Below are 26085 nucleotides of genomic sequence, written 5' to 3' on the forward strand. Positions count from 1 at the left end.
CGACGGGCGGCGGCGGGCGGGGCGCCTGCGCCGCCTGCGTCCAGTTGGCCTCCGCATCGCGCATGCGGCGCGACAGGAAGTCGAAGATCTCCGCCGACACCTTCTTCAGCTCCGGATGCGTGTCCGGGGACACGTGGTCCGGCGTGAAGCGCCTGGCCATGCGGAAGTAGGCCAGACGCAGCTCGTCCAGGCTGGCGGTGGGCTTGAGGCCAAAGACTTCGTGGGCCGGCAGGCTCTGCATGGCGCGCATCTGCGCGCGCAGGCGCTCGGCTTGCTGCAGCTCCAGGGAGGGCGTGGGGCGCGCGCTGGCGAACAAGTCGCTCAGCTCGGGCAGCTCCGGCAGGGCGACCCAGTTCGTCCCGTCCCGCGAGGCGCGCACCGCGGCCTTCAAGCGTCCGGAGGAAATCAGTTCCCGGAGGGCCTGGAGCGCCAGGGGCCCCAGCACACGTCCGAGATGGTCCGCGACCCAGTAACCGACAGCAGAAGACGACACGAAAACACCCCGGGGGTCAGTGAGCCAACGCCTGGCGCACGGCCGAGGCGATCTCGAGCGGATGGAAGGGCTTGCCCACGAAGCCCACGGCGCCCGCCGCCATGGCCTGCTCCACGACGGGCTCCGCGTCCATGCTGCTGATGACCAACACACGCGTGGTGGGCGACACCGCCTTGATGGCGCCCAGGACCTCCAGTCCACTCTTCTTCGGCATGAACAGGTCCAGGAACATCACCGCGGGTTTCTCCCGCGCGGCCACGGCCAGGCCTTCCTCACCGTCCGCAGCCTCGAGCAGCCGCAGCTCGATGCCCGTGTCGGCGATGACGTCCTTGAGGATACGGCGCACGAAACTGTCGTCATCGACGAGCAGCAGGGTCGGGGTGTCGGACATGGCTCCGGATGATACTTGGACCGCGCAACATCCGCGCGGGGACATGGCACGCCTGCCCGCCTTTTTGGGTTAAGGGGTGGGCATGTCCACCGACAATGCTCTCTCACACTTCGAGTCGAAGAAGCAGACGTACCTGGAGGACCTCAAGTCCCTGGTCCGCATTCCCAGTGTCTCATTTCCTGGCTTCGATGCGACGCAGGTACGACGCAGCGCGGAAGCGACTGCACGGCTGTTGAAAGACCGTGGTTTTGAAAACGTTCAGCTACTCGAAATCGAGGGCACGCACCCCTACGTCTATGGCGAGGTGCTCAAGGCGCCGGGCAAGCCCACGCTGCTGCTCTACGCTCACCATGACGTGCAGCCCGCGGGTGACGAGGCCGCGTGGAAGAGCCCTCCGTTCGAGCCGGTGGAGCGCGACGGCCGGCTGTACGGCCGCGGCTCGGCGGACGACAAGGCGGGCATCGTCGTGCACACGTCCGCGGTGGAGTCGTGGCTGAAGGGCGCGGGAGCGTTGCCGCTCAACGTGAAGGTCATCATCGAGGGCGAGGAGGAGATTGGCAGCAACTTCCTGGGCGCCTTCCTCCAGGAGCACGCGGCGCTCCTGAAGGCGGATGCCATCGTCCTCACCGACACGTCCAACTTCGATACCGGCCTGCCGTCCATCACTACCGCGCTGCGCGGGCTCGTCACGGTGGACGTGGAGGTGCGGGCGCTGCGGCAGGCGGTGCACTCGGGCATGTGGGGCGGGCCGGTGCCGGACCCCGTCATGGCGCTGTGCCGGATGCTGGCCACGCTGACGCACGCGGATGGCTCCATCGCCATTGAAGGCATCCGCGAGCGCGTGAAGCCGCTGACGGACGGAGAGCGCCAGAGCATCGAATCCCTGCCCGGAGACGAGGCGCACTTCCGCGCGCAGTCGGGCCTTCTGCCGGGCGCGCAGGTGCTGGGAGGCGGGGCGCATCCGTGGGAGATGAACTGGCGTCAGCCGAGCATCGCCATCAATGCCATCCAGGCCAGCAGCCGCAAGGACGCGCGCAACATCATCTGTGATTCGGCCTGGGCGCGGGTGGGCATCCGCATCGTCCCGGACCTGGAGGCGCGCGACGTGGAGCAGCGCCTGAAGGAGCACCTGCGCAAGGTGTGCCCGTGGGGTTTGGAGGTCCACTTCGACACGGAGGGTGCGTCCGGTTGGTGGTACACGGACCCGTCCCACCCCGCGTTCCAGGCGGCCTTCCGCGCGCTGGAGAAGGGCTACGGCACGAAGGCGGTCGCCATTGGCTGCGGCGCCTCCATTCCCTTCGTGGAGCCCTTCGCGAAGGAGCTGGGCGGCGTGCCCGCGCTGCTCATCGGCGTGGAGGACCCGTACACCTATGCCCATTCGGAGAATGAAAGCCTGCACCTGGGCGACTGGGAGAAGTCCATCCGCAGCGCCATCCACCTCTACGCGGAGCTGGCCGAGGCCCTGAGCGCGCGGAAGGCTTGAGCACCCCGTGACTCCGGGGCCCTGGTCTCGTTGAATCAGGGGCTTGATGTATCGTCAGCGTGGTGTCAGGAGCGCTTGGGATGCATGGGGCGAACGCGGAGTTCTTCGAGTGGGTGTTGCAGGCCGCTGGCGAGCCATCCTCCGCTCGCCTCCGTGCGGCGCCGAGTGCCAGGGAGGCCGTGGACCGCGCCGTCTCCCTGGCCGCCGCCCTCCAAGCCGCCGCGCCCGAGTCCAAGGCCTTCGCTCACCACCTGGGGACGCTGCTTTCGCGAGCGGTGGACCCGGTGCTCTCGCTGGAGCGACTGCATGCCAGGGACGTCGCGCTCGCGCTCTCCTGCGCGCAGGGACTGCCAGCGGCTCGTGCGCTCCTGGAGCAGGAGGTTCTCCTCAAGTTGCGCGTCCCCCTGGCGCGCATCCACCCCTCGCCGGTGTTCGCGGACGAGGTGTTGCAAGCGCTCCGGGCCAACCTCCTGATGCCTCGCGCGGAGGCTCCGTCCCGGTTGCTCGGCTACGCGGGCGCGGGCCCGCTGCTGCACTGGGTGAGCATCTCCGCGACAAGGCTCGCGCTGCGGATGCGCAAGGCGCTGGGAGAAGCGTCCCACGTCGAGGCCGAGGTGCTCGCCGAACACCCCGCGCCGGGCGGCCTGGAGCTGGGCTTCGTGCGGGAGGAGGCACGGGGGCATGTGCGCGCGGCCTTCGTCCGGGCGGTGGCCTCGCTGGACGATGAAGACCGGGAGTTGCTGCGGCTGCACTTCGTCGAGCGCCTCTCCCTGGAGCGCATGGGCGCCCTGTTCGACCTGCACAAGTCCACCCTCTCACGCCGGCTCACCGCGGTGCAGTCGCTGCTGGAGAAACGGACGCGGCGCGCGCTCGCTGAACGCCTGTCGTTGCCCGAGCCGGAAGTGGACAGCGTGATGCGCGCCATCCATGGACGGTTGGACTTGAGCCTCTCGGGCCTGCTGGAGGGGCGCGAGTGAGCTGCCCGGATGAGAACGCGCTTTCGGGGTTCGCGAACGGCGCGTTGGACCCCGAGGGCATGACGACGGTGCGCCAGCATGTCTCCGCCTGCTCGGAGTGCCGGAGCGTGCTCGCCGCGCTGGGGGGGCTGGAGAGTCCTCCCCCGTTGGTCGACACGGGGCTGCTCGTCTCCGGTGCGCGGGTGGGACGGTACGTGGTGCTCGGGTTGCTCGGCGAAGGTGGCATGGGGCGCGTCCATGCGGCCTATGACCCGGAGCTGGACCGCAAGGTGGCGCTGAAGCTGCTGAACCTCGCGAGGCTTGGGGAGGACTCGCTGGCCCAGGCACGTCAGCGATTGGAGCGCGAGGCCCGCACGATGGCCCGCCTGTCGCATCCCCATGTCGCCCAGTTGCATGACGTGGGCGAGTTCCAGGGACAGCTCTTCCTGGTGATGGAGCTCGTCGAGGGCGGCACGCTCCGGCGGTGGCTGGCGGAGAAGCCGCGCACGCGCCGGGAAATCCTGGCGCGCTTCACCCAGGCGGCGGATGGGCTCGCGGCCACGCACGCGCTGGGCATCATCCACCGCGACTTCAAGCCCGACAACGTCCTGCTGACGCGCGACGGTCAGGTGCGCATCACCGACTTTGGCCTGGCCAACGCCGCGGTGGGAATGGGGCCTCCTCGGGAGGATGCGGCCATCGACTCCTGCGAGGCGCCACTCACCGTCACTGGCGCGTTCCTGGGGACGCCCGCCTATGGCGCGCCGGAGCAGCTTCGCGGAGAGCGGGGAGATGCCCGTTCGGACCAGTTCGCCTTCTGCGTCGCGCTCTACGAGGCGCTCAACGGGCAGCGGCCCTTCGCGGGTGCCACGCGCGAGGAGCTCCTGGCATCCATGCAGCGCCAGGAGGTGCGGCCGGAGCAGCGGGGCGTGCCCTCGTGGCTCAAGGCCGTGGTGCGGCGGGGCCTCTCCGTGGACCCGTCGCGGCGCTTCGAGTCCATGCAGGTGCTGCGAGCCCGCCTCGCGCGGGAGGTGGGGGCCTGGAAGCGCAGCGCGGCCACGGCGGTGCTCGCGGGAGGACTGGTGGGCCTGGGGTTCCTCGTGCTGGGGCCTTCCGCGGCGGCGCCGAGCGAAGTCTGCCAGGGCAGTGAACGGCACCTCGAGGGCATCTGGGACGCGTCCGTGCGTGAGTCCACGCGTCAGGCCTTTCTGGGGACGGGAGACCCCGCGGCCGAGGCCTCGTTCCAGGCCGTGGCCTCCACGCTGGAGCAGTGGACGCAGGACTGGACGCGCGCGCATCAGTCCGCGTGCGAGGCGACGCGTGTCTTCGGCGAGCAGTCGGAAGCGGCGCTGGGGCTGCGGATGACGTGCCTGGACCAACGGCTGGGAGAGCTGTCGCGGCTGACGGCGGCGCTCCAGGGCGCGGACGCGCGGACGGTGGAGCGGGGCTTCGCGCTGGGGGCCTCGCTCGGCGGCGTGGGCGGGTGCGCGGACGTGCGCACGTTGCAGGAGGCCGTGTCTCCGCCGGAGGACCCGAAGGCGCGTGTGGAGGTGGACGCGGTGCGCGCGGAGCTCGCGCGGGCGAACGCGAAGAGGCTCGCGGGGCATACCCCCGAGGGCCTGCGAATCGCGCTTGCCGCCCGAGCGCGTGCGCTCGCCACCCATCATCGGCCGCTGGAAGCCGAGGCGCATCACCTCTGCTCGCGATTGCAGGAGGACGCGGGGGCATTCGAGGACGCGCGCGAGTCCCTGGTCCAGGGTGCTCTGGCGGCCGAGGCAGGGCGGCATCTGGGCGTGCTCGCGCGGGTGCTGCACTTCCAGGCCTGGCTGCATGGGTACGGAATGGGACGGCCCCAGGAGGCATGGCCCTTCCTCCATCGCGCCCGGGCCCTGGCGGAGACGCTGCGAGACGCCGAGCTGGACATCCTGCTGGACCAGGTGCAGGCGGAGCTCCTGGAGCAGGAGGGCCGCTTCTCGGAGGCCGAGTCGCTGCTCCGTGCCTTGCTGGAAACCGCCAGCGCCCGGGGCCAGACGTTCACGCGCGCGGAGCTGAACGGCCGGCTGGGATTGCTGGCTCGGCAACAGGGACGGTTGCTGGAGGCGAAGCGTTGGCAGGAGGAGGCGCTGCGCGTCCATGAGAAGCACTTCGGGCCGGCGCACCGGGACACGGGACGGGCCCTGTCGAACCTGGGGGGCACGCTGGCCCTTCTGGGGGAGCTATCGAGCGCCGAGGCCGTCCTCAAGCGGGCGCTGGGCATCCTTCGCCAGACGCTGGGTTCGGAGAACCTGTCGGTGGCCCGGACCTTGTCCAACCTGACCCTCGTCTACGTCGAGTGGGGGCATGCGGCCCAGGCGCGGGAGGCCGCGGAGGAGAGCTGGGCCGTGGCGCTCAAGAGCGTGGCCGCCGACAGCCCGGTGTTGATAGGGGTGAAGTCGAATCGGCTGGGGGTGCTGGGCGAGCAGGGCGAGCGTTTGCCGGAGCTGGAGTATGCCCGAGGCCTCCTGGCGCATCGCGAGCGTGCCTATGGCGCCACCCACCCTGAGGTGGCGCTGGATGCGCACGAGGTGGGCCGGCTGTTGCGTCTCCTGGGGCGTCCGGACGAGGCCCGTGGCTTCCACGCTCGCGGCGTCTCGCTCCAGCGGCCCCTGGCCGACAAGGGAGAGATGGATGGCTCGGGACTGCGCTACATGGCGGATGCCCTCCTCTTTCTCGGGCAGGTGGACGAGGCCCGTCGTCATGTGGACCAGGCGCTCGTGGCCATGGAGCGGGACCTGGGGCCTTCGTCGTCCGAGCGCATCGAGGCGCTGCTGGTGCTGGGGGACGTCCATCTCGCGCGAGGTCAGCCCGCCGAGGCCCTGGCGCCACTGCGGACCGCGCTGGCGGACCTCACGGCCCGGCAGGTGGTCTCCGCCCGCGTTCCCAGGCTGCGCCGCCGGCTCGCGCGGGCGCTTCGGTTGACGGGCGCGGTGGAAGAGGCCTGCGGAGAGGCCCGCCGCGCCTGGGAGGAGCTGTCCGTGTGGCGCAAGGCCTATGTCCAGGAGACGGCGGACGCGCGGACCGAGCTGGGGCACTGTCGCGGATGACAATCGATTGCATGGAGGAGCGCTGCCCTCGCGCCGGGGCGCGCTAGGGGGAGGTGTCCAGGTACGCGCGATGGCTGTTGGAGAACTCGAAGTTCGTGAACGCGTCCCAGTTGATGGACCAGGTCATCAGGCCCTTGAAGCCGGGGTAGCCGGCGGGGTTGCGCAGCACGTAGGTTCCGCCGAAGGACTGTCCCTTGAGCAGGTAGTCGAGCGCCTTGTGCACGTTGGCCGGCGTCGTGTACCCGCCGCCCGCCGCCTGCGGTGACGACGGCAGGCCGATGAGTACCTGGTCCGGCCGCAGCCCCGGGAACATCGCGCCGGTGTTGCCGCCGACGGGGAACCCCTGAAGCATCATCTCCGCCATGGCCACGTGGAAGTCCGGCGTGCTCTGCGCGTAGGCCCGGCCGTCGAGCGCCATGACGGTGCCGGTGTTGTAATGCTGCACGTGCAGGTACGCCAGTCTGTCTCGCAGCGCGTGGATGACGGGCAGGTACGCGCCCCAGGGACCGCCGTACGCGGCCATGCCGCCTTGGACGTAGGCCGTCTCGGGCGCCATGGTGAGGATGAAGCCCGGGCCGTTCTGGTTGAGGAGCTGGCGCGTGGCCTGGATGATGTTGACGATTCGCGGCGTGGTGGGGTTGCGGAAGTCGGTGTCGCCGCCGTTGAGTGACAGCGAGCTGCCCTCCAGGTCCAAATCCAACCCGTCGAAGCCGTAGGTGTCGATGAGGGCCTGCATGGTGGTGGCGAAGTCCTGCCGCGCGGTGGCGTCATCCAGGTGGACGGTGCCATTCGCGCCGCCAATGGAGATGAGCACCTTGCGGCCCTGGCTCTTGAGCAGGGCGATGTCCGCCTTGAAGTCCGCGACGCTGGCGTTGTACGGCGTGAAGGCCATGCGTCCGGAGCCCGGGCCACCCACGGGCTCGGCGAAGGCGACCTGGATGACGTTGAACTTCGCGGAGACGTCCCGCAGCCGGATGTTCGTCGAGCCGTTGTCGAAGTTGTGCCAGTAGCCCACGATGATTTTGTTCCCCACGGGCTGCGTCCCCGTCGTCGTCGCGGAGACGCTATTGCTCGCCGCCGAGCGGTTGCCCGCGGCATCCCGCGCCTTCACGGTGAAGGCGTAGGTCGTGTTCGCGGCGAGGCCCGTCACCGTGGCGCTGGTGGCGCCCGAGGTGGTCGCGGACGCGGACGCGCTCCCGTTGACGAAGATTTCGTAGCCGGTGACGCCCACGTTGTCAGTGGACGCGCCCCAGGACAGCGACACGCTGCTGTTGCTCACGCCAGTGGCGCGCAGGGCGCTGGCGGCGGAGGGCGGCACGGTGTCGGGCGCGGGGCGCGGGGAGGTCGTCACGCTGTGCGCGCTGCTTGCCGCCGAGTGGTTGCCCGCGGCGTCGCGCGCCCTCACGGTGAAGGTGTACGTGGTGTTCGCGGCCAGGCCCGTCACCGTGACGTGGGTGGCGCCCGCCGTCGACGCGGAGGCGGACGTGCCCGCGTTGGTGAAGACCTCGTAGCCGGTGACGCCCACGTTGTCCGTGGACGCGTCCCAGGACAGCGACACGCTCTCATGCGTCTTCGCGGTGGATGTGAGCGACGGCGGCGCGGAGGGCGCCTGGGTATCCGGCGGCGGATTCCCTGTCCGCTCCAGCCAGAGCGCCGGGGCGTTGGGCGGCTCCCATCCGACGAGGGACTGGTGCGACTGGCGGCAGTCGTAGCCCTTGCCTCCGTGGGAGACGATGTCGCCCACGGTGTACGAGGTGTTGGGCGCCCACGCGCCCCGGTCCGCCGCCAGGACATACGCGGGGTGCAGGAAGCTGAGCAGGGTGGTGAGGACCACCAGGGCGGCGAGGCCCGTTCGGTGGAGGTGTCCAGGAAGCTGCATGGCGTCTGCCTTTCGGCTGGGGGAGAAGCTCCACCCCTCAGAGAGAGGCTCCGCCTGTTTTTCGGGTCAAAACCGGAAAATCCTGGCGGTTCGGCGATTTCCCCTGGATTCGGGCGGCGCTTCGCTGGTGTCCTCGAGGCTGGGTTTCAAGAGCCTGTGCTTCCTGGAGGGGAGAGACCGCGTGGACGCTGTGGATACGAGGCTGGTCGCCAGCTACGCGGTCGCCATCACCTTCGACGTGCTGATGCCGGTGGGCATGGTGCTGTGGGCGCGCCGGCGGCTGGGCGTGGCCTGGAAGGTGGTGGGTTGGGGCGCGGCGGCGTTCGCGCTGTCGCAGTTGTTCACCCGGCTGCCCATGGTGCAGGTGGCGCAGTACTTCATGCGCGACGCGCTGAAGACGTCCTCGGTGCTTCTGGGTGTCTGGATTGTCGTGCTGTCCCTCACCGCGGGCCTCTTCGAGGAGACGGCGCGGCTGTGGGCCTTCCGCAAGCCGCTGAAGGACTTCCGCCGTTGGCGCGACGCGGTGGGCTTCGGCGTGGGCCACGGCGGCCTGGAGTCGGCGCTGCTGGTGGGCGGGCTGACGGCGCTGGGGCTCGTCAACGTCATCGCCCTGTCCAAGTTGGACCCCTCCACCTTGCCGCTGAAGCCGGAGCAGGTGGCGCAGGTGGTGGAAGCCAAGGCCACCATCGCCGCGCTGGACTGGTGGATGCCGCTGCTGGGGGCCTACGAGCGGCTGGGCTCCATGGTGGTGCACATCGCGCTGTCGGTGGTGGTGCTCCAGCGCTTCATCCGTGGCGAGGTGAAGTGGTACTGGCTCGCGGTGGGCGCCCACGCCTTCTTCAACGCGCTGACGGTGGTGGTGGGGAAGCTGGCCACCGCGGCGTGGGGACCGCAGGCAGGGGCGTTCGCGGGCGAAGCCATGGTGACGGTGGCCGCGCTGGTGAGCCTGTGGGTCATCCTCTATTTCCGCCGCGTGGACGCGGAGCGCGACACGGCGGCGGTTCCGGCACGGGAGTGAGCAGGCGCTCTAGCGCCCGCGGAAGCGGTCCGTGGCATCCACCAGCGCGGAGGTGTTGCCCGGCTCGTTCGCGGAGTGCCCCGCGTCGGACACCATGACGAACTCCGCCTCCGGCCACGCCTTGTGCAGGGCCCAGGCGCTCTCTGGGGGGCACACCACGTCATAGCGCCCCTGGACGATGACGGCGGGGATTTTGCGGATGCGGTGCACGTCGTCGAGCAGTTGGGTGTCGCTGCGCAGGAAGCCCCGGTTGACGAAGTAGTGGCATTCGATGCGGGCGAAGGCGAGCGCGAAGGTGTCCCCGCTGTTGCGCGCCACCAGCTCCGCGTTGGGGTACAGGCAACTGGTGCGTCCTTCCCACACGCTCCACGCGCGCGCGGCCTCCTGCTGCGCCTTCACGTCGGAACCCATCAGCCGGCGGTGGTAGGCCGCCAGCAGGTCCCCACGCTCCTCGAGAGGAATGGGCTCCAGGTAGTACTCCCACGCATCCGGGAAGAGGGCGCTGGCGCCTCGCTGATAGAACCAGTCAATCTCCTGCTTGCGGAGCAGGAAGATGCCGCGCAGCACCAACTCCGAGACGCGCTCGGGATGTGTCTGGGCATAGGCCAGGGACAAGGTGCTGCCCCATGAGCCGCCGAAGAGCTGCCACCGGGAGATGTCCAGGAACTCGCGCAGCCGCTCCATGTCGGCCACCAGGTCCCAGGTGGTGTTCTCCTCCAGGCTCGCGTGTGGGGTGCTGCGTCCGCAGCCGCGCTGGTCGAACAGGATGATTCGGTACGCGGTCGGGTCGAAGAAGCGGCGCTGGCGCGGGTCCGTTCCTCCGCCCGGCCCCCCGTGGACGAAGAGCACCGGCTTGCCCTCCGGATTGCCGCTCTCCTCGAAGTACACCTCATGCCCACCGGAGACGCGCAGGCGTCCGGTGCGGTAGGGCTCCAGGGGCGGGTACAGCGAACGCAGCGGCCGGTTGGACACGGACACGGGGCAGGCCTTCCGTAGCGGTGGGAGCGGCCGACCCTAACAGGGGCCCCGCCGTGGGCCTTCCGTCCGTCGGTGGCAGGGCGTCTGGAGTGTGCGGCGGACTTCCTGCCCGGAGGGCGCTCTGTCAGGCAGGCCACGGACGATGTGACGGCGAGTTCACCGCGCCGCAACGCGGGCTTCGCGGACGGGGTGGAGACTGCCGGTTGTCTCCCACACCCCACGGAGCACGCCATGAACATCGCTTCGCTCATCCGTCCTGCGACTTCTCCTCACACGCCCGCGCCGCGCCGGCTGCGGCTGGTCCGCGTGCAGGCCACCGTCCTCGCGCAGGGCGCGGTGGGCGCCATGAAGGACGGCGTGAAGGCCTTCCGCCACATGTGCGACGTCCTCACGGGAGGCTATGCCCAGGCCCGGCACTGAGCCAGGCCCTGCGTCTTCCGGCCCCGGGGAGTCAGGGGCCGGGTGCTTCACTCAGGAGGGCGCGCCCGGGCGCGGGCCGGTTCCCGGGCTCGAAGGCGCGTCCTCCTCCGGAGGCGGGGGTGGAACGCCCTTGCCCGCGGGAGCCACCACCCGCACCTCGGTGCGCTCGTCGAGCGCGAGCCCGTCACCCTTGGGCTCCGTCTCCGTCACGGAGATGACGTCGCCCCGGTTCAGCTTGAGGAAGCGCTCGTTGCGCTCGTTGCGGTGGCGCTCCTGCATCGCCAGGCCCACGCGGCCCTCGGGGCCACAGCCGATGTAGCGGTGCCGGCCCTTGCCCTCCAGGGGCTCGGAGACGATGCGGAACAGCCGCCCGGGCGTCAGCTCCGGCCACGCCTCGTCCTTGGGGGCCAGCACCAGGTAGCTCATCTTCAGCGATTCCTTGTGCAGGCTCGCCGCGCGCGCCAGCTCCTCCACCACGCGAGGCATGGGCCAGGCGCGCTCGGCGTGGCACCAGTCCGTCTCCTTCACCAGGGCGGGGCAGGGGCCGCGGTACATGCAGGGCGCGCGGACGGCGTAGCCCTTGGCCACCATGGCGTCGCGCACGTGCAGCAGGCCGCGGCTCGTCTCGCGCAGCGCGGGCTCCATCACCAGCAGGCTGCCGCCGCGCTTCACCTTCGCCAGAATCGTCTCCAGCAGCGCGGCGCGGGGGGCCGTGGCCGCGTCTCCCGTGCCGTACAGCTCGTTGACGACGTGGCCCATCGTAATCAGGTCGAACTGGCCGTCGGGCAGCGTGGCGCCCTTCTTCGTCGGGTCCCAGTCGCGGGTGGCCAGGGCCTCACCGGCCTCGGCGGCCAGGTTTCGCGCCAGGGTGAGGGCGGCCTTGCTGCGGTCGGCGGCGGTGACCTGGCCCCCGCCCGCGTCCAGGGCGGCGAAGGCCACCGGGCCCGGACCGCTGCCCAGGTCCAGCACCTGCCGGGGGCGGTTCGGCAGCTCACCGAGCACCTGCCGGGCCTGCGCATAGGACACCGGCCAGTAGAAGAGGAGATAGGCGCCCAGGAGCTTCGGGTCGTCCATGTACCGCGCACCGGCGAGCTGCCGCTCCCGCGTGAGGCCCAGGGAGAGCTGGCGGACACCCGCGGCCACCTCCTTCACCTCCTGGGGCGTCAGGCGCGTCTCCGGCCCGCCGCCACCGCCCCGGCCGCGTGACGCGCGCCAGACGGCGATGAGCCGCGGCATCCATCGCTCCAGGTCCTTGCTGTATGCGTTGCTCATCGAACCCAGCCTTCACCTGTGAGGCCGCGTCCCGCCGCGGCCGTTGCCAACCGATTGTCGTCCCGCCAAGCCGTCAACGGCGAGATCGCCATGGAGGGGGAGACCGCGTTAAATCCTGGTCGCACATGATTTCCGTTCGCGGCCTTCGCAAGCACTACAAAGTCCATAAGCGCCCGCCGGGCTTGAAGGCGGCCCTCCGCTCGCTCATCCACCGTAGCTACACCACGGTGAAGGCCGTGGATGGGATTTCCTTCGACATCCGCCCCGGAGAGCGGGTGGGCTTCCTGGGCCCCAATGGCGCCGGGAAGACGACGACGCTCAAGGTCCTCTCCGGCCTGCTCTATCCCTCCGACGGCGAGGTGACGGTGGACGGCCATGTCCCGCAGAAGCGGGAGGAGGCCTTCCTCAAGAAAATCATGCTCGTCATGGGGCAGAAACAGCAGCTCCTGTGGGACCTGCCTCCGGCGGAGACGTTCGAACTCAACCGCGCCATCTACGACGTGCCCCAGGCCCAGTACAAGAAGACGATTTCGGACCTGATTGAGCTCCTGGAAATCGGGGACCTCATCGGCAAGCCCACCCGTCAACTGTCGTTGGGGGAGCGGATGAAGTGCGAGCTGGCCGCGGCGCTCATCCACCAGCCCCGGGTGCTCTTCCTGGACGAGCCGACCATCGGCCTGGACGTGGCCATGCAGGCCACCATGCGGACGTTCATCAAGGAGTACAACGAGAAGTACGGCGCCACGCTCATCCTCACCAGCCACTACATGGATGACGTGGCGGCGCTGTGCCCCCGCGTCATCGTCATCGACAAGGGCCTCCTGTCGTACGACGGCGGCCTGGACGCGCTGGTGCAGCGGGTGCGGCCGGAGAAGCGCGTGGTGCTGCGCCTGTCGGAGGAAGTGGACGCCGGGCGCCTGTCGCCGCTGGGTCGGGTGGTGACGCACGAGCCCGGCACCGCGGTGCTCCAGGTCCAGCAGGAGGCGGTCAACGCCACCATCACCCGCGCGCTGTCCACGTTGCCGGTGATGGACCTCACGGTGGAGAACGCGCCGCTGGAAGAGGTGATGAGCGAACTGTTCGCGGAGTCGAAGGCGCGCCGGACGGCGGTGTCGGAGCCGGTGCCCGCATGAGCGCCCGGACCACACTGCGCGCCTTTCCCACGCTGCTGCGGGTGGGGTTCGCGGAGGCGGTGGCCTACCGCGCGGAGATGCTCATCTGGGTGCTGTCCACCACCATGCCGCTGGTCAACATGGTGCTGTGGATGGCGGTGTCTCGCGAGGCGCCCGTGGGCCGCTTCGGCGAGGCGGACTTCATCAGCTACTTCCTGGCCACCTTCGCGGTGCGGCAGCTCGCCACGTCGTGGGCGGCGTGGCTCATCAACTGGGAGGTGAAGCAGGGAACGCTGGCCATGCGCCTGCTGCGTCCCATCTCCCCGCTGTGGGCCTACGCGGTGGAGAGTATCGCCGCCTTCCCCATGCGATTGATGGTCGCGGTGCCGGTGATGCTGCTGAGCGTGGCGCTGGTGGGGCAGAAGGCGGTGCCCCAGCACGCGTGGCAGTGGGGCTTCGTCGTGCTGTCGGTGATTGGCGGCTGGGCCGTGGCCTTCCTGGCCAACGTGGCCATTGGCGCGCTGTGCTTCTTCCTGGAGAGCAGCCAGAAGGTGCTGGAGGTGTGGCTGGTGCTCTTCTTCGTGTGCTCCGGCTACATGTACCCGGTGGAGCTGCTGCCGCCCACGCTGCGCACCATCATCGACTGGTTGCCCTTCCGCTATCAGATTGGCGTCCCGGTGGAGATGCTGACGGGGGCCTATGGCTGGGAGGAGTCCCTGCGGCTGCTGGCGGCCCAGTGGGCCTGGGTGGCGGTGCTGGGGGCGTTGGCGGCGGTGACGTGGAAGCAGGGCGTGCGGCGCTTCGCGGCGTTCGGGGGCTGAAGTGAAGGTGAAGCGCTATCTGCGGCTGCTGGGCATTCAACTCAAGGCGTCGGGGCTGCTGTCCCTGCAGTACCGCGCGGACTTCTTCACGGAGGGGCTGACGTCCCTCTTCTGGACCTTCACGGCGCTGGCGCCGCTGTTCGTCGTCTACGGTGAGCGGCCCAACATCGAGGGCTGGAATTTCGGCGAGGCGTTGCTCGTGGTGGGCTGGTTCACGCTGCTGCAGGGCATCCTGGAGGGCGCCATCAACCCCAGCCTCACGGGGGTGGTGGAGCACATCCGCAAGGGCACGTTGGACTTCGTGCTGCTCAAGCCGGCGGACGCGCAGTTCCTGGTGTCCACGCAGCGCTTCCAGCCGTGGCGGGCCTTCAACGTGCTGACGGGAATCGGGCTGTTCGTCTACGCCTTCATGCACCTGGGACGGTGGCCGTCGGTGACGGGGCTGCTGGCCTCCGTGCTGCTGCTGGGGACGAGTACGCTCTTGCTCTACTCGCTGTGGATTCTGACAGTGAGCGCGGCGTTCTTCGTCGTGCGAGTGGACAACCTGACGTACCTGTTCACCTCCATCTTCGACTTCGCGCGCTGGCCGTCCTCCGTGTTCCAGGGCGTGGGGCGCGGCGTCCTGACGATGGTGTTCACGTACGTCATCCCGCTGGCGCTGATGACGACCTTCCCGGCGCAGGCCATGCTGGGGCGGCTGCCGCCCCAGTCGCTCGTGGGGGCGGTGGTGGGCGCGGGGCTCTTCGCCTGGGGCTCACGTCAGGTGTGGCTCCGCTCCATCCGCCGGTACACATCGGCGAGCAGTTGACGCGGCATGAAACGCCTCTCCCCAGCGCGGTGACTCGCGCCGCCCCGAGGAGAGGATGACCGCCAGGGCCTACTTCTTCAGGCCGCGGGTCGTGTCCTGGACGATTCGGGTCACGTTCGCGATACCGCCACCGACGATGTACCAGCTCGGGGCGTCGACCACGATGACCCGGCCCTGCTTGAAGGCGCGGGTCTGGCTGAGCTCCGGGTGCTTGGCCAGCGTCTCCAGGGCCTTGTTCTCACCCCCGCCGGTCGCGGCGCCACGGTCCAGCACCACCAGCCACTCCGGGTTGGCGGCCACGGCCTTCTTCAGCAGGGCGGCCGCGGCTTCCTGACGGGCCTTCGCTTCGGGCGACCCGGCCGGCGGTCGCGGGCCGTCGTTGCTGCCCTCCGCCTTCGGGACCACGGCGTTGAAGCCCGTCAGTTCGTGGAGATAACCGAAGCGGTCACCGGGCGCGTGCACCATGACGTTGCCATTCAGGGTGAAGAGCATCACGGCGGACTTGCCGCCCGTCAGCTTCTTCAGCGCCGCCCGCTCCTTCTCGAAGTTCTTCACCAGCGTGTCGGCTTCCGTCTGCTTGCCGAAGGCCTTGCCCAGCGCCAGCGTCTGGCCCGTCACGTCCTCCACGAAGTGGTCGGCGCGAACGGACATGTTCACGGTGGGCGCGAGCGCGCTCAGGGACTCGGCCTGCTTCCGCGAGCGCCCACCCACCACGATGAGGTCCGGCTTCAGCTCCGCGAGGGCCTTGGTATCGGGCTCGAACAGGCTGCCGGCCTGGGGCACGCCATTGCTGTTGTAGGCGGACAGCGTGGCCGGGAAGGTGGCCTTCGGCACGGCCACGGCACGGATGCCGAGCGCGTTCAGCGTGTCGAGCACGCCGAGGTCATAGACGGCGAGGCGGGACGGCGTGGCGGGCACGCTCAGCGTGCCAGTCTCATGCTTCAGCTCGAACGCAGCGGCGGGGACAGCGGTGGCCAGACCGGAGGCGAACAGTGCCGCGACGAGCGGGCGATGGAAACGGCGCATGGGAGGTTCTCCGAAACGTGACCGCGAAAACCGAGGGACGTTCCGGCGGATATGCCACGTCGCTCCTCGGCTCGACAGCGGCGCTGGGCGAGTCAAGGCGCTCTGGATGGTTCATATTTTCATTTTGAGATTAGTTTGCATTATCGGCAGCGTCGCGCATTTGTCGCCGCTGCGCCCTCCGAAACAGGGCGGGAGGATTTGAAGAAGGCGGTCGTCGTTCGCGTGGCGAGCAATTCTGCGGTTGCTTGAATTGCATGGACTGGCGCGGCGGCCTTTGGCTTTACCCCGCACGGGTGGGTACCCAAGGCCCCACGTATTGATGTGTTCAGTTTTGGGTGGTGCGATGGTCCGCCCGTGCAGGGCTGGGGTAAAGGCGCCGGACGCGGTCCCGCCGCGCATCCCCCCGTCACACAAAGGACCCCCACTTATGTTTGAACCTGTCGGGTTCGGCCGGAAGGCCGCGCTCTTGATGACGCTCGTGTTCGCAGGATGCTCACACGAGGATTTTGCAGACGCGCTGAATGAGCCATGGACCCAGGACGAAGAGCTCGCTTCCGTCAGTTGGGTAGGCACCCCCAGCATGTCCACTCAGCGGCTGGACCATACGGCCACGGTGCTGCCCAATGGCCGCGTGCTGGTCGCCGGTGGCCAGTCCTCCACGAGCGCCGAGCAATACGACGTGGCGACCGCGCGGTGGCTCAGCGCGGGGAGCATGAATGTCATCCGCCGGCGTCACACCGCGACGCTGCTGCCCAATGGAAAGGTGCTGGTGGTGGGCGGCGACGTCGCCGCCGCGACCACCGGCACCGCGGAGCTGTACGACGTGGCCACCGGGACCTGGTCTTCCACCGGCAGCCTGGACTCCCTTCGCTCGGGACACACCGCCACGTTGCTGCTCAACGGCAAGGTGATGGTGATGGGCGGCGAGGACGGCACGGGAACCGCGTTGAGGACGGCGCGTCTGTATGACGCCAACACGGGGACCTGGAGCGCCACCCACAGCATGACCGCCCCGCGCATGGGACACGCGGCGACGCTGCTGCCCAATGGAAAGGTGCTGGTGTCGGGCGGGCGCTCCAGTTCGTGGGGCACCGTCCTCCGGACCGCGGAGCTCTATGACCCCGCCACGGGAACCTGGTCCTCCACCGCCTCCATGAGCTCGCCGCGCACGGGGCATGCTTCGACGGCGCTGCTGAATGGCAAGGTGCTGGTGTCCGGCGGGTTGGTGGATGACATCACCGCGACGCGCAGCGCGGAGCTGTACACCGTGGAGACCGGTGTCTGGGGTTCCGCGGGGGGCCTGATGCCCGTCGAGCGCGCGCACCACACCGCGACGGTGCTGCACTCCGGCGAGGTGTTCATCGCCGGTGGCTCGGACGGCAGCGAGCCCTACCTCCAGAGCGCTGCATTGTATGACCCTGTCAACGCGCTCTGGACCTCCACGGTTTCGATGGGCACCAGCCGGCTGGGCCATACCGCCGCGCTGCTGGGGACGGGGGATGTGCTGGTCGCGGGCGGGAGCCCGGACGGCGTCCTGCGCACCGCTTCCGCCGAGCGCTACGTCCCACCCACGCTCCCCTGGCGCGCGGCGAATGCCATGCTGTCCGCGCGGTACCACCATTCATTGACGGTGTTGTCTTCGGGCGAGGTCCTCGCGGCTGGTGGCACCGCGAATGGCAGCACGGCTTCGACGGGCGCGGAGCGCTACTCCGAGGCCACGGGCCACTGGCTGCAGACGGGCACGCTGCTCACCGCGCGCTATCTCCACACCGCGACGTTACTGCCCAATGGCAAGGTGCTGGCAGCGGGAGGCCAGAGCACGTCGTCCAGCTATCTTCCCTCTGCGGAGCTCTATGACGCGGCCACGGGCACGTGGACTTCCACGGGGGCGCTGGCTGCGCCGCGTGCGCGCCACACCGCGACGCTGCTGCCCAACGGCAAGGTCCTGGTGGCGGGAGGCCGGATGAGCTCCAGCTTCTCTGGCATGCTGGCCACCGCGGAGTTGTATGACGCGGCGACCGGGACGTGGACCGCCACCGGGGTGATGAGCCGCCGTCGGCAGTACCACACCGCGACGTCACTGCCGTCCGGCAAGGTCCTGGTGGTGGGAGGCAACACGCAGGATGGAGACACGTCCTCGGCGGAACTCTATGACGTGTCCACGGGGCAGTGGACGCTCACCGGCTCCCTGTCCGGCCCGCGTTATGGCCACATGGCGGTGGCGCTGCCGTCGGGCAAGGTGCTGGTGGCCGGAGGCTGGGGCGCGCGGGGGGCGCTCGCCACGGCCGAACTCTACGACCCGGCGACGGGCACCTGGACCTCACTCACGTCCATGCAGCACTCCCGCTACGGACCGATGTCCGCGCTGCTGCCCTCCGGCCGCGTGCTGGTGTTGGGCGGTGATGGAGGCGGCACCGTGGGCTTGTTGGCCTCGGCCGAGGTGTATGACCCGGCCAGCGGCCAATGGCACAGCGCCGGAACGTTGCCTACGGCGCTCACCAGCGCGGGCGTGGTGACGCTGGTGGGCTCTGGCCGCGTGCTGGTGTCGGGAGGTCTGGGCCCCAGCGGCTCACTGTCCTCCGCCGGGTTGTATTCGCCCGCGCCCTGATTCCACGTCCCGCCCCGGGGGCTTGTGTCACCGGGGCGGGCTTTCGGATGCGGCCCGCAAGACAGCTCGAGGTTTGGGGTGTCGCCTGGGTGATGGCGGCGCGCTTTCGGGTGACCCGAGCCGCGTCTCCACTGCTCCAATCTCCCAGCGGTGCATTCGAGGGGGACGCATGAATCGGATTCAAAGGGTGGTCATGACGGGGTTGTTCGCCGGAGTGCTGGGAGGGGCTCCCGCGTCCTGGGCCGGCGCAGCGAAGACGCAATTCCCCGTGGTGTTCGCGCACGGCATGGGCGGGTTCGATGACCTGCTCGGCTACGACTACTGGGGGAACGACTTCGGCACCTTCGTGGGTGAGGCCTGTGAGTCGCGCTTCGACACGAACTGCAACAGCGACCTCGACCCGGGACAGCGCGCCTTCGTTGCACAGGTGGCGGCGTTTCAGTCCTCGGAGGTCCGCGGGTTGGACCTGGCGGACGACATCGAAGGCTTCATGGCGACGACGGGTGTCTCGAAGGTGAGCATCATCGGCCACTCTCAAGGGGGCATCGACGCGCGGAAGGCGGCACGCGTGCTGCGGGAGCGAAGGGGCGCCACGTCGGTGGCCGTGCTGGCCAGTGTGTCTTCGCCGCACCGCGGCTCGCCGGTGGCGAAGTACATCCTCGACCAGAAACCGGGCGTCACCAGCGTCATCGCGGCGCTGGCGCGCTACTACGGCGACTCCGTCTATGCGCCGGGCAATGATGCCTATGCGGCGGCGAAGCAGCTCGTCTTCAATGACTACTCATCCTCGGACGGTGTCGTCACGGGCATGAAGGCCTTCAACGAGAAGTATCCGGTGAGCAGCAACTACGCGGAGCGCTACGTGTCACTCATCACCGCGCAGTTCGGGGGAAATGTGAATCCGGCGCTGTACCTGTTGAAGGAGTTCCTCTTCGACATCGACGGCAATGGCTACTGCGTGGGAGATGGGGACAACGACGGCGCGGCCGGCTGCGGCGACGGCGTACGTAACGAAGCGGATGACGATGGCATGGTGGGCATCAACTCTCAGCAGATGGGGCGTCGGCTGCGCTACCACGACGCCTTCTTCGGCTTCGACTCGGTGACGGATGACGCGTCCATTCCCACGCTCAATGATTTGAACGCGCCATCGCGCCTACAGAGCACGTCCATGTCCAGCGTGGTCCCTCAGGACCATGTGGATGTGGTGGGGGTCGGGCCGGACGCCTTCGATGAGCCGGAGTTCTACGCCGCCCTCATCCATTACATCTCACTGCATGATTGACGTGCCGGCGCGTCAGGCCCCGGGCTGCGGGGCTTCGACTTCCTCGGACTCCACGCCGTAGTACGCGAGGCACTCCACCTCGCGTCCGCGCACCACACGTCGGCCGTCGAGCGGACCGCCATGCGCGGTGACGATGGTGCATTGGCCCTCGTCGCCTTCCTGGTCGAAGTAGAGCACCACCCAGTCATGGGTGGCGTTCTGCTGGTGGGCCAGCGCGGTGTTGGAGAAGAGCGCGCGGAAGTTCCATCCCGCCAGCTTCTTGCGGAGCACGGGCAGCCATGCTTCGCCAGAGGGATTGAACCGGCGCGGTGCAATCCGGCGCAGCTCGCCTGCGTCCGCGCGCCGCCGGTACTCCTCGTCCACCTGGAGCAGCACGCCCACGTCCGGCCGGGGGCCTTCATCCCGTCCTTCGCTCCGGCGTGCGGCGCTGCGCCGCTCCCTGCCCAGCCGTGCGCCCAGCAGCTCGCGCACCTGTTCGCTGCGCCGGGGGCCGAAGCCCTCCACGCGCTCCAGCCGTCCGTCGTGTGCGGCCTGCTCCAACTCCTCCAGCGTCCGCACACTCAGCTCGTCATGGATGCGGCGGGCCAGCCCCGCGCCGATGCCCGGCACGCTGGCCAGGAGTTGCTCCGGAGAGTGCTCTGTCTCCAGCCGCTGGAGCAGGGAGAGCTGTCCTGTGCGAATCAGCTCCGCCATCGCCGCGGCGATGCTCTTCCCCACGCCGGGGAGCTTGCGCAGCCCTGCTTCACCTTCCTCGGCCAGCAGCTCCGCCACGGGTTGAGGCCACTGCGCGATGGTGCCCGCGGCCTTCCGGTAGGCGCCAACCCGGAAGGGCATCGCGTCCTGCTCCTCCAGCAGGTCCGCGACGCGCTCCAGCGCGTCCGCGACGTCAATGTTGTCCTTCCAGGCAACGCCCATGGCTGCCTTCAAGGTGGGGTGCGCCGAAGACGGTGGCCACCCCTGTCGCTCTGGTCGCGCAGTGGCACCGGCTCGGCGGGCGGCCGACAAGGCGGCCGGCTTGCAGCCCGCGCTCACGACCGAAGCGCTCAGCCTGGCTCGCTCGTGGAGGCGCGAGGTCCTTCAATGACGACCTTCAGGCCGCGCGGCGGGTTGGGCGCGAAGGCGAGTGAGAAGCCGACGCGGTGGCACAACTCGCGGACGATGGACAGGCCAAGCCCGCTGCCCCGGGTCGCCCGGCGCCGCGTGGCCTGCGCGCGAAACCCGCGCTCGCCCAGGCGCTCGAGCTCCTCGGCAGAGAGGCCTGGCCCGTCGTCGAGCACGGTGAGCCGGAAGCGCCCGGGTTCCGCATCCTCCAGGAGCGCCACGACGTGGCCCCCCGCCTCGCCGTGCGTGACGGCGTTGTGGAGCAGGTTGCCCAGGGCCTGCTCCAGCATCGTGGGATTGCAGCGCACCCAGAGCGCCTCGTCGGGCCGGGAGCACTCCACGGTCAGCCCCAGCAACCGCGCGAGCTGCTGGAGCCTGCGCACCACGCGCTCCACGGTCAGCCCCAGCTCCACGCGCGGGTCGCCCGCCGTCGGGTCGATGCCCTCTCCGAGCTGGCAGGCGAGATGGAGGTTGTCCACCAGGGAGGTGAGATAGACGGTGTCCTCGATGCCCTGGCGGAGGAGCGCCGCGGTCGGCTCGGTGGGCGTCGTCGAGGCCAGCTCCAGCGACAATTGAAGCGAGGCAATGGGCGTCTTCAGGTCGTGCGCGACGTCCGCCAGGTGTCGCTCCAGCGCGTGTTTCTGGGCCTCGATGCGGGTGGCGTCCTCCTGGACACGGGCATGGGTGGCGTCGAGCACCCGTGACAGCTCGCCCAGCTCATCGTCCTGGCCATCCGCCGCGGAGTGATACCGGCTCGCCCCGAGCATCCCCGCCGCCCGATGCAGACGGCGCAGGCGCTGGAGGAGGGGATGGACGACGGCGAAGGTGGACAGCGTCGCCGCGAGCATCGTGAAGAGGACGGCGGCCACGAGGACCCACCCGCCCACCGTGGCGCGCTCGTCCATGAGCGGCCAGCGGAACTCCAGGAGGCTGCAGGGGCCGGACTCCGCGAGCTTCAGCAGTGAGGCCCCCGCCCACGCGGAGTCCGGATGGAAGAGCGGGAGGTAGAAGAGGGTGGGCTCACGCTCTCCTTGGGCGAGTCGCGCGAGCAGCTCGGGGTCCGGCCGTGCGCCGGGCGAGCCCGCCCCCACCTGGGCAAGGTCGTACGCCTCCACCTCCACTCCGTCCGGGCTCCGGAAGCGCCATCCCGGTGTCGTCCGGCACTCCGCCGCCTGGGGCGCGAGCGCCAGGGCGGCGGACATCCGTACGCCATGCGACAGCGCGGCATCCACGCCCAGGACAATCGCGAGGAAGGACGCGCCCAGCGTGCCCAGCAGGCCCAGGAGCGCAGAGGCCACGAGGATGCGTTGAGCCAGGCGGTTGCGCAGCCTCACCGCGGCTCCTCGTCGGGGACGAACCGGTAGCCAATCCCCCAGGACGTCTGGATGCGCGCGCCCGCTGGCCCCAGCTTCTTGCGGATGCGCGCGATGTGAGAGTCCACGGTCCGGTCATCGCGCTCCTCGCTGGGCGGCAGCGCGTGCTGGGCAATCTGTGCGCGTGTCAGGGCCCGTCCCGGGCGCTCAGCGAGATAGGCGAGCACGTCGAACTCGTGGCGCGTGAAGGGCAGGGCGCCGGTGCCTTCGCGGCTCGCCTCGCGGGCGTCGAGGTCCAGGCTCACGTCGTCCCAGTGCAGCACGCGTCGCGGGCGCTCCTCCTGGAGAAGCAGCCGTGCGCGGATGCGGGCGACCAGCTCCTCCATCCAGAAGGGCTTGGGGAGGTAGTCCACCGCCCCCAGGCCGAAGGAGCGCAGCCGGGCCTCCAGTTCCTGTCTCGCGGTGAGGACGATGACGGGGACACGGAGCCGGAAGCGCCAGGCTTCCAGCAGCTCGAAGCCGTCCTGTCCGGGCAGGTTGAGGTCCAGCACCACCAGGTCGGGGTGCTCGCGCTCGGCCATCTCGAGCGCGAGCACGCCATCCGTGGCGAGCACCACCTGGAAGCCCGCGAGCTTCAATCCACGAACGATGCCCGCGGCGATGGGGGCATCGTCCTCAACGACCAGGATGCGCGCCGATGGGTTCATGGACACGGTCCCCAGGTGGGTCTCGTCGTGTCAGCGCTGTCGCTCAGTACACCCAGGTGTAGCCGCCGCCGACCGTGGCGCTCACGCCGTCTTTGGCGAAGGTGCTGACTTCCGCGCCGAGGCACATGACGAGGCCCGCGAGGTCGAGCCTGCCACTCGTGGCGAAGGCCGTCCATTCCTTCTCGGTGATGGGCATCTTGAAGACGACCTGGGCGCTGCCGCAAAACTTGCCGACGCCGGCGCCGAGGCTGACCGTGAGCACGGGGCCGGCGAGCTTGGAGGGCATGTCGGCCCACGCGCCAAACTGGAAGTTCATCGAGATACCCTTGGTGGCGCCTGCGACGCCCCCGATGCCGAAGAAGCCCCGGACTTGCGTCTGCCCTGGGTGGTCGAAGGCGATGCCGACGTTTCCCTCGGGGCCCAGGCCGAAGGTCGCGCTGCCGCCGCTGCCGATGGAGAGGGTCCCGAGCCCCTTGCTCCGGGCCTCGTTACCAGTGCGCTGGACCGACTCGTCCTGAGACAGCGAGCTGACTGTCTTGTTCGTGTCCTCGTCCTTCTTCTTCTGGGAGGACTGGCCCACGAGGAAGTCCACCTCCTTGCGGCGGGTGGGATTCGTCAGCAGCGCGGAGCCCGTCTCGGCCATGCTCTCGAGGAGGGCCAGGTGCTTGCGGTAGACGTCCTCGGCCAGCGCCTCGGCGACGTCGCTCAGCGCGTCCGTGAGGAAGCGGGTGGACAGCTCCACCATCTCGTTCCAGGCGGCCTCCCCGGCGGCCAGGGACTCCGCATACGCCTGCTCCGCCAGCTTCGCGGTGTCGCGGGTGAGGGTGTCCACCTCCCGGGCGAGCTGCTCGGCCTCGCGGCTCACCTGGTTCGTCACGGTGCCCGCCGTATCGGTGACGGTATCGGCCGCCTTGTTGGCGGTATCCACCACCGTGTTACCCGCCTTCTTTGCCGTCTTCTTGACCTTCTTCACCGCTTTCTTGAACGACTTGCTGATGCTCGACATGTGAGGACCCCCTCGGCTGCGTTGAGGGACCCACCTTGCGGGAGAAGTGTTGAGGGACTGTGGAGCGCGCCTTCAGACGCCGTCCGCGACGACGGCGTCCGCTTCAATCTCCACCAGGATTTCGGGGGAGATGAGGCGGCTGACCTCCACCATCGACGTGGCGGGGCGGATGTGGGCGAAGAACTCTCCATGCGCCCGGCCGACCGCTTCCCACTGCTGGATGTCCACGACGTACATGCGAGTGCGCACCACGTCCTCCAGCCGGGCGCCCAGGGCCTCCAGGGCGGATTGGATGTTCTGGAGCGTCTGCCGGGCCTGCAGGTAGGCGTCCCCCACGCCCACGATGTGTCCCTGGGCATCGGTGGCTGTCGTCCCGGACACGGAGACGAAGGGGCCCACACGCACGGCGCGCGAGTAGCCCACCTGGGGCTCCCACGGGGTTCCAGTCGAATGCTGGGTGCGCTTCATGGGGGGCTCCGAGGGTAGGTGTGGGTCGGCAGCCTTGCATGGGACCCTGCCCGGCCGGCAAGCGCCGCTTGCAAGCTGCAAGGAAATACCGCCCGTGATAGTTGGCCCCGGGTCATGACGAACGAGCTCCATAGGGAGGTCGCCCGGCGGCGCACCTTCGCGATCATCTCCCACCCCGACGCGGGTAAGACGACCCTCACCGAGAAGCTGCTGCTCTACGGCGGCGCCATCCATCTGGCTGGAAGCGTGAAGGCCAAGCGGGCGCGGCGGCATGCCACGTCCGACTGGATGGAGCTGGAGAAGGAGCGCGGCATCTCCGTCACCTCGTCCGTCCTCCAGTTCAGCTACCGCGACCACTCGGTGAACCTGCTGGACACGCCGGGCCACCAGGACTTCTCCGAGGACACCTACCGCACCCTGGCCGCGGCGGACGCGGCGGTGATGCTCATCGACGCCGCCAAGGGTGTGGAGCCGCAGACCAAGAAGCTCTTCAAGGTCTGCCGCCTGCGGGGCATCCCCATCTTCACCTTCGTCAACAAGCTGGACCGCTACGGCCGCGAGCCGTTGGAGTTGATGAACGAGCTGGAGCACGTGCTCGGCATCCGCTCCTATCCGATGAACTGGCCCATCGGCATGGGCCCGGACTTCCGCGGCGTCTATGACCGGCAGGCCCGCGTCGTCCACGTCTTCTCCACCGAGGGTTCCCACGGCGAGTCCGAGGTGAGCGAGCGCTCGGTCGCCATCGACTCGGATGAAATCAAGACGGTCCTCACCGAGACGGAGCTGGCGAAGCTGCACGAGGAAATCGAGCTGCTGGACATCGGCGGCGACGAGTTCACCCGCGAGAAGAGCGATGCGGGGCAGCTCACGCCCATGTTCTTCGGCAGCGCGATGACCAACTTCGGCGTGCGCCCGTTCCTGGATGCCTTCCTGGACCTGGCCCCCGCGCCCACGTCGCGCCTGACGACGCAGGGGCCGCGCGAGCCCACCCACCCGAAGTTCGCCGGCTTCGTCTTCAAGATTCAGGCGAACATGGACCCCGCGCACCGCGACCGCATCGCCTTCATGCGCGTGGTGAGCGGCCGGTACGTGAAGGGCATGAGCGCCTTCCACTCGCGCCTGGGCAAGGACGTCCGTCTGGCCAAGCCGAGCCAGTTCATGGCCGCCGAGCGCACCTCCATCGAGGACGCGTGGCCTGGGGACGTCATCGGCCTGTTCGACCCGGGGCTGTACCGCATCGGCGACACGCTGGCGGAGGGCACCGGCGTGGAGTTCGAGGGCGTGCCGCGCTTCAGCCCGGAGTTCTTCGCCGTCGTCCGCAGCCGGGATCCGCTCCGCCGCAAGCAGATGGAGAAGGGCCTGGAGCAGCTCTCCGAGGAGGGCACGGTGCAAATCTTCCAGCAGCTGCAGATGGGCATGAAGGACCCCATCGTCGGCGTGGTGGGCGCGCTCCAGTTCGAGGTCCTCCAGTACCGCCTGGAGCACGAGTACGGCGCGAAGATCGCGCTGGACCGGCTGCCCTTCAGCCATGCGCGCTGGGTGGTGGGCGCCAACTTCGACCCGAAGGCGTTCGACTGGGAAGGCAACCGTCAGACGGTGCAGGACCGGGACGGACTGCCCCTGGTGCTCTTCCGGGATGACTGGGCGCTCCAGCACGCCGAGGACAAGCACCCGGAGCTGAAGTTCGTCTCGGAGGCCCCGCAGTTGCGGCAGGCCACCCCCCTGGCTTCGGGCGGCTGAGGCCCGCCGGCCGGGTAGTACCAGCCCCTGGGCGAATGGACTTTCGCCAGGGGCTTCATTAAGCGAAGGGGGCTTTCCGCGTCGCACCGCAGCCGGCCCACTGCATGTCAGAGCGGC

At 69.4% G+C, this 26085-nt stretch carries 21 protein-coding genes and 1 pseudogene; 11 read left to right on the forward strand and 11 right to left on the reverse strand.

Going from position 1 to position 26085, the window contains the following annotated elements:
• Positions 1 to 493, reverse strand: a pseudogene (locus FMQ63_RS25755) (J domain-containing protein); the annotation flags it as partial.
• A 16-nt stretch (positions 494 to 509) separates the two neighbouring features.
• Positions 510 to 884: a response regulator gene (locus FMQ63_RS25760; RefSeq protein WP_011555961.1), complete on the reverse strand. Its 375-nt coding sequence runs from the start codon at positions 882 to 884 to the stop codon at positions 510 to 512.
• An 82-nt stretch (positions 885 to 966) separates the two neighbouring features.
• Here FMQ63_RS25760 and FMQ63_RS25765 point away from each other — a divergent pair, with 82 nt between their 5' ends.
• The 3 genes from FMQ63_RS25765 to FMQ63_RS25775 all read left to right on the forward strand — a co-directional run bounded on the left by FMQ63_RS25765 (position 967) and on the right by FMQ63_RS25775 (position 6406).
• The gene (locus FMQ63_RS25765; RefSeq protein WP_026114255.1) at positions 967 to 2367 is read left to right on the forward strand and encodes a M20/M25/M40 family metallo-hydrolase; all 1401 of its coding nucleotides are present in this window, start codon (positions 967 to 969) and stop codon (positions 2365 to 2367) included.
• 80 nt (positions 2368 to 2447) lie between these two features.
• A complete protein-coding gene (locus FMQ63_RS25770; protein ID WP_020478819.1) occupies positions 2448 to 3344 on the forward strand; it encodes a transcriptional regulator in 897 nt (298 codons plus the stop codon).
• Positions 3341 to 6406, forward strand: coding sequence for a tetratricopeptide repeat protein (locus FMQ63_RS25775; RefSeq protein ID WP_011555958.1), 3066 nt, complete (start codon positions 3341 to 3343; stop codon positions 6404 to 6406). The genes FMQ63_RS25770 and FMQ63_RS25775 overlap by 4 nt, the downstream gene beginning before the upstream one ends.
• Positions 6407 to 6449: 43 nt before the next feature.
• Here FMQ63_RS25775 and FMQ63_RS25780 read toward each other — a convergent pair whose 3' ends face one another.
• Complete coding sequence (locus tag FMQ63_RS25780; RefSeq protein ID WP_011555957.1) at positions 6450 to 8285, reverse strand: glycosyl hydrolase family 18 protein; 1836 nt, start codon at positions 8283 to 8285, stop codon at positions 6450 to 6452.
• Positions 8286 to 8466: 181 nt separating this feature from the next.
• Here FMQ63_RS25780 and FMQ63_RS25785 point away from each other — a divergent pair, with 181 nt between their 5' ends.
• Positions 8467 to 9303, forward strand: coding sequence for a YhfC family intramembrane metalloprotease (locus FMQ63_RS25785; protein WP_043613124.1), 837 nt, complete (start codon positions 8467 to 8469; stop codon positions 9301 to 9303).
• 9 nt (positions 9304 to 9312) lie between these two features.
• Here the strand turns inward: FMQ63_RS25785 and pip are convergent, their stop codons facing one another.
• Positions 9313 to 10281 carry a prolyl aminopeptidase gene (gene pip, locus FMQ63_RS25790; RefSeq protein WP_011555955.1) on the reverse strand — a complete coding sequence of 323 codons (969 nt, stop codon included), beginning with the start codon at positions 10279 to 10281 and terminating at the stop codon, positions 9313 to 9315.
• A 231-nt stretch (positions 10282 to 10512) separates the two neighbouring features.
• Between pip and FMQ63_RS25795 the strand changes: the two genes are divergently transcribed.
• Positions 10513 to 10701, forward strand: coding sequence for a hypothetical protein (locus FMQ63_RS25795; RefSeq protein WP_020478821.1), 189 nt, complete (start codon positions 10513 to 10515; stop codon positions 10699 to 10701).
• A gap of 51 nt (positions 10702 to 10752) precedes the next feature.
• On the opposite strand, the gene FMQ63_RS25800 is transcribed toward FMQ63_RS25795, so the two are convergent.
• Positions 10753 to 11973: a small ribosomal subunit Rsm22 family protein gene (locus FMQ63_RS25800; RefSeq protein WP_011555953.1), complete on the reverse strand. Its 1221-nt coding sequence runs from the start codon at positions 11971 to 11973 to the stop codon at positions 10753 to 10755.
• A 125-nt stretch (positions 11974 to 12098) separates the two neighbouring features.
• Here FMQ63_RS25800 and FMQ63_RS25805 point away from each other — a divergent pair, with 125 nt between their 5' ends.
• From FMQ63_RS25805 to FMQ63_RS25815, 3 genes are read left to right on the forward strand one after another with little or no spacing between them, the layout of a single operon-like run.
• Positions 12099 to 13106 (forward strand): ATP-binding cassette domain-containing protein, encoded by a 1008-nt coding sequence (locus FMQ63_RS25805; protein WP_011555952.1) that lies wholly within the window; start codon positions 12099 to 12101, stop codon positions 13104 to 13106.
• The gene (locus FMQ63_RS25810) at positions 13103 to 13906 is read left to right on the forward strand and encodes an ABC-2 family transporter protein (protein WP_011555951.1); all 804 of its coding nucleotides are present in this window, start codon (positions 13103 to 13105) and stop codon (positions 13904 to 13906) included. Before FMQ63_RS25805 ends, FMQ63_RS25810 begins: the two co-directional genes overlap by 4 nt.
• A gap of 1 nt (position 13907) precedes the next feature.
• Positions 13908 to 14714, forward strand: coding sequence for an ABC transporter permease (locus tag FMQ63_RS25815; RefSeq protein ID WP_011555950.1), 807 nt, complete (start codon positions 13908 to 13910; stop codon positions 14712 to 14714).
• Between the two features lie 69 nt (positions 14715 to 14783).
• Here FMQ63_RS25815 and FMQ63_RS25820 read toward each other — a convergent pair whose 3' ends face one another.
• On the reverse strand, positions 14784 to 15740 hold the full coding sequence (locus tag FMQ63_RS25820) for a siderophore ABC transporter substrate-binding protein (RefSeq protein ID WP_011555949.1): 957 nt from the start codon (positions 15738 to 15740) through the stop codon (positions 14784 to 14786).
• A 580-nt stretch (positions 15741 to 16320) separates the two neighbouring features.
• Here FMQ63_RS25820 and FMQ63_RS25825 point away from each other — a divergent pair.
• Both FMQ63_RS25825 and FMQ63_RS25830 read left to right on the forward strand, forming a co-directional pair.
• Positions 16321 to 18348: a kelch repeat-containing protein gene (locus FMQ63_RS25825; RefSeq protein ID WP_225909498.1), complete on the forward strand. Its 2028-nt coding sequence runs from the start codon at positions 16321 to 16323 to the stop codon at positions 18346 to 18348.
• Positions 18349 to 18517: 169 nt separating this feature from the next.
• Positions 18518 to 19633, forward strand: coding sequence for a triacylglycerol lipase (locus FMQ63_RS25830; RefSeq protein WP_011555947.1), 1116 nt, complete (start codon positions 18518 to 18520; stop codon positions 19631 to 19633).
• Positions 19634 to 19645: 12 nt separating this feature from the next.
• Here the strand turns inward: FMQ63_RS25830 and FMQ63_RS25835 are convergent, their stop codons facing one another.
• From FMQ63_RS25835 to FMQ63_RS25855, 5 genes are all read right to left on the reverse strand, one after another.
• Positions 19646 to 20548: a helix-hairpin-helix domain-containing protein gene (locus FMQ63_RS25835; RefSeq protein WP_171452324.1), complete on the reverse strand. Its 903-nt coding sequence runs from the start codon at positions 20546 to 20548 to the stop codon at positions 19646 to 19648.
• Positions 20549 to 20676: 128 nt separating this feature from the next.
• On the reverse strand, positions 20677 to 22068 hold the full coding sequence (locus tag FMQ63_RS25840) for a HAMP domain-containing sensor histidine kinase (protein WP_011555945.1): 1392 nt from the start codon (positions 22066 to 22068) through the stop codon (positions 20677 to 20679).
• Entirely contained in the window at positions 22065 to 22754 is a 690-nt protein-coding gene (locus FMQ63_RS25845) for a response regulator transcription factor (protein ID WP_043613108.1), read from the reverse strand. Before FMQ63_RS25845 ends, FMQ63_RS25840 begins: the two co-directional genes overlap by 4 nt.
• A 43-nt stretch (positions 22755 to 22797) precedes the next feature.
• On the reverse strand, positions 22798 to 23760 hold the full coding sequence (locus FMQ63_RS25850; protein ID WP_011555943.1) for a hypothetical protein: 963 nt from the start codon (positions 23758 to 23760) through the stop codon (positions 22798 to 22800).
• A gap of 72 nt (positions 23761 to 23832) precedes the next feature.
• A complete protein-coding gene (locus FMQ63_RS25855; RefSeq protein WP_011555942.1) occupies positions 23833 to 24228 on the reverse strand; it encodes a RidA family protein in 396 nt (131 codons plus the stop codon).
• 114 nt (positions 24229 to 24342) lie between these two features.
• Between FMQ63_RS25855 and FMQ63_RS25860 the strand changes: the two genes are divergently transcribed.
• On the forward strand, positions 24343 to 25968 hold the full coding sequence (locus FMQ63_RS25860; RefSeq protein WP_011555941.1) for a peptide chain release factor 3: 1626 nt from the start codon (positions 24343 to 24345) through the stop codon (positions 25966 to 25968).
• Positions 25969 to 26085 lie beyond the last annotated feature (117 nt).

Origin of the sequence: Myxococcus sp. CA005 (genome assembly GCF_006518205.1) — a bacterium.
GTDB classification, from domain to species: Bacteria; Myxococcota; Myxococcia; order Myxococcales; family Myxococcaceae; genus Myxococcus; species Myxococcus xanthus.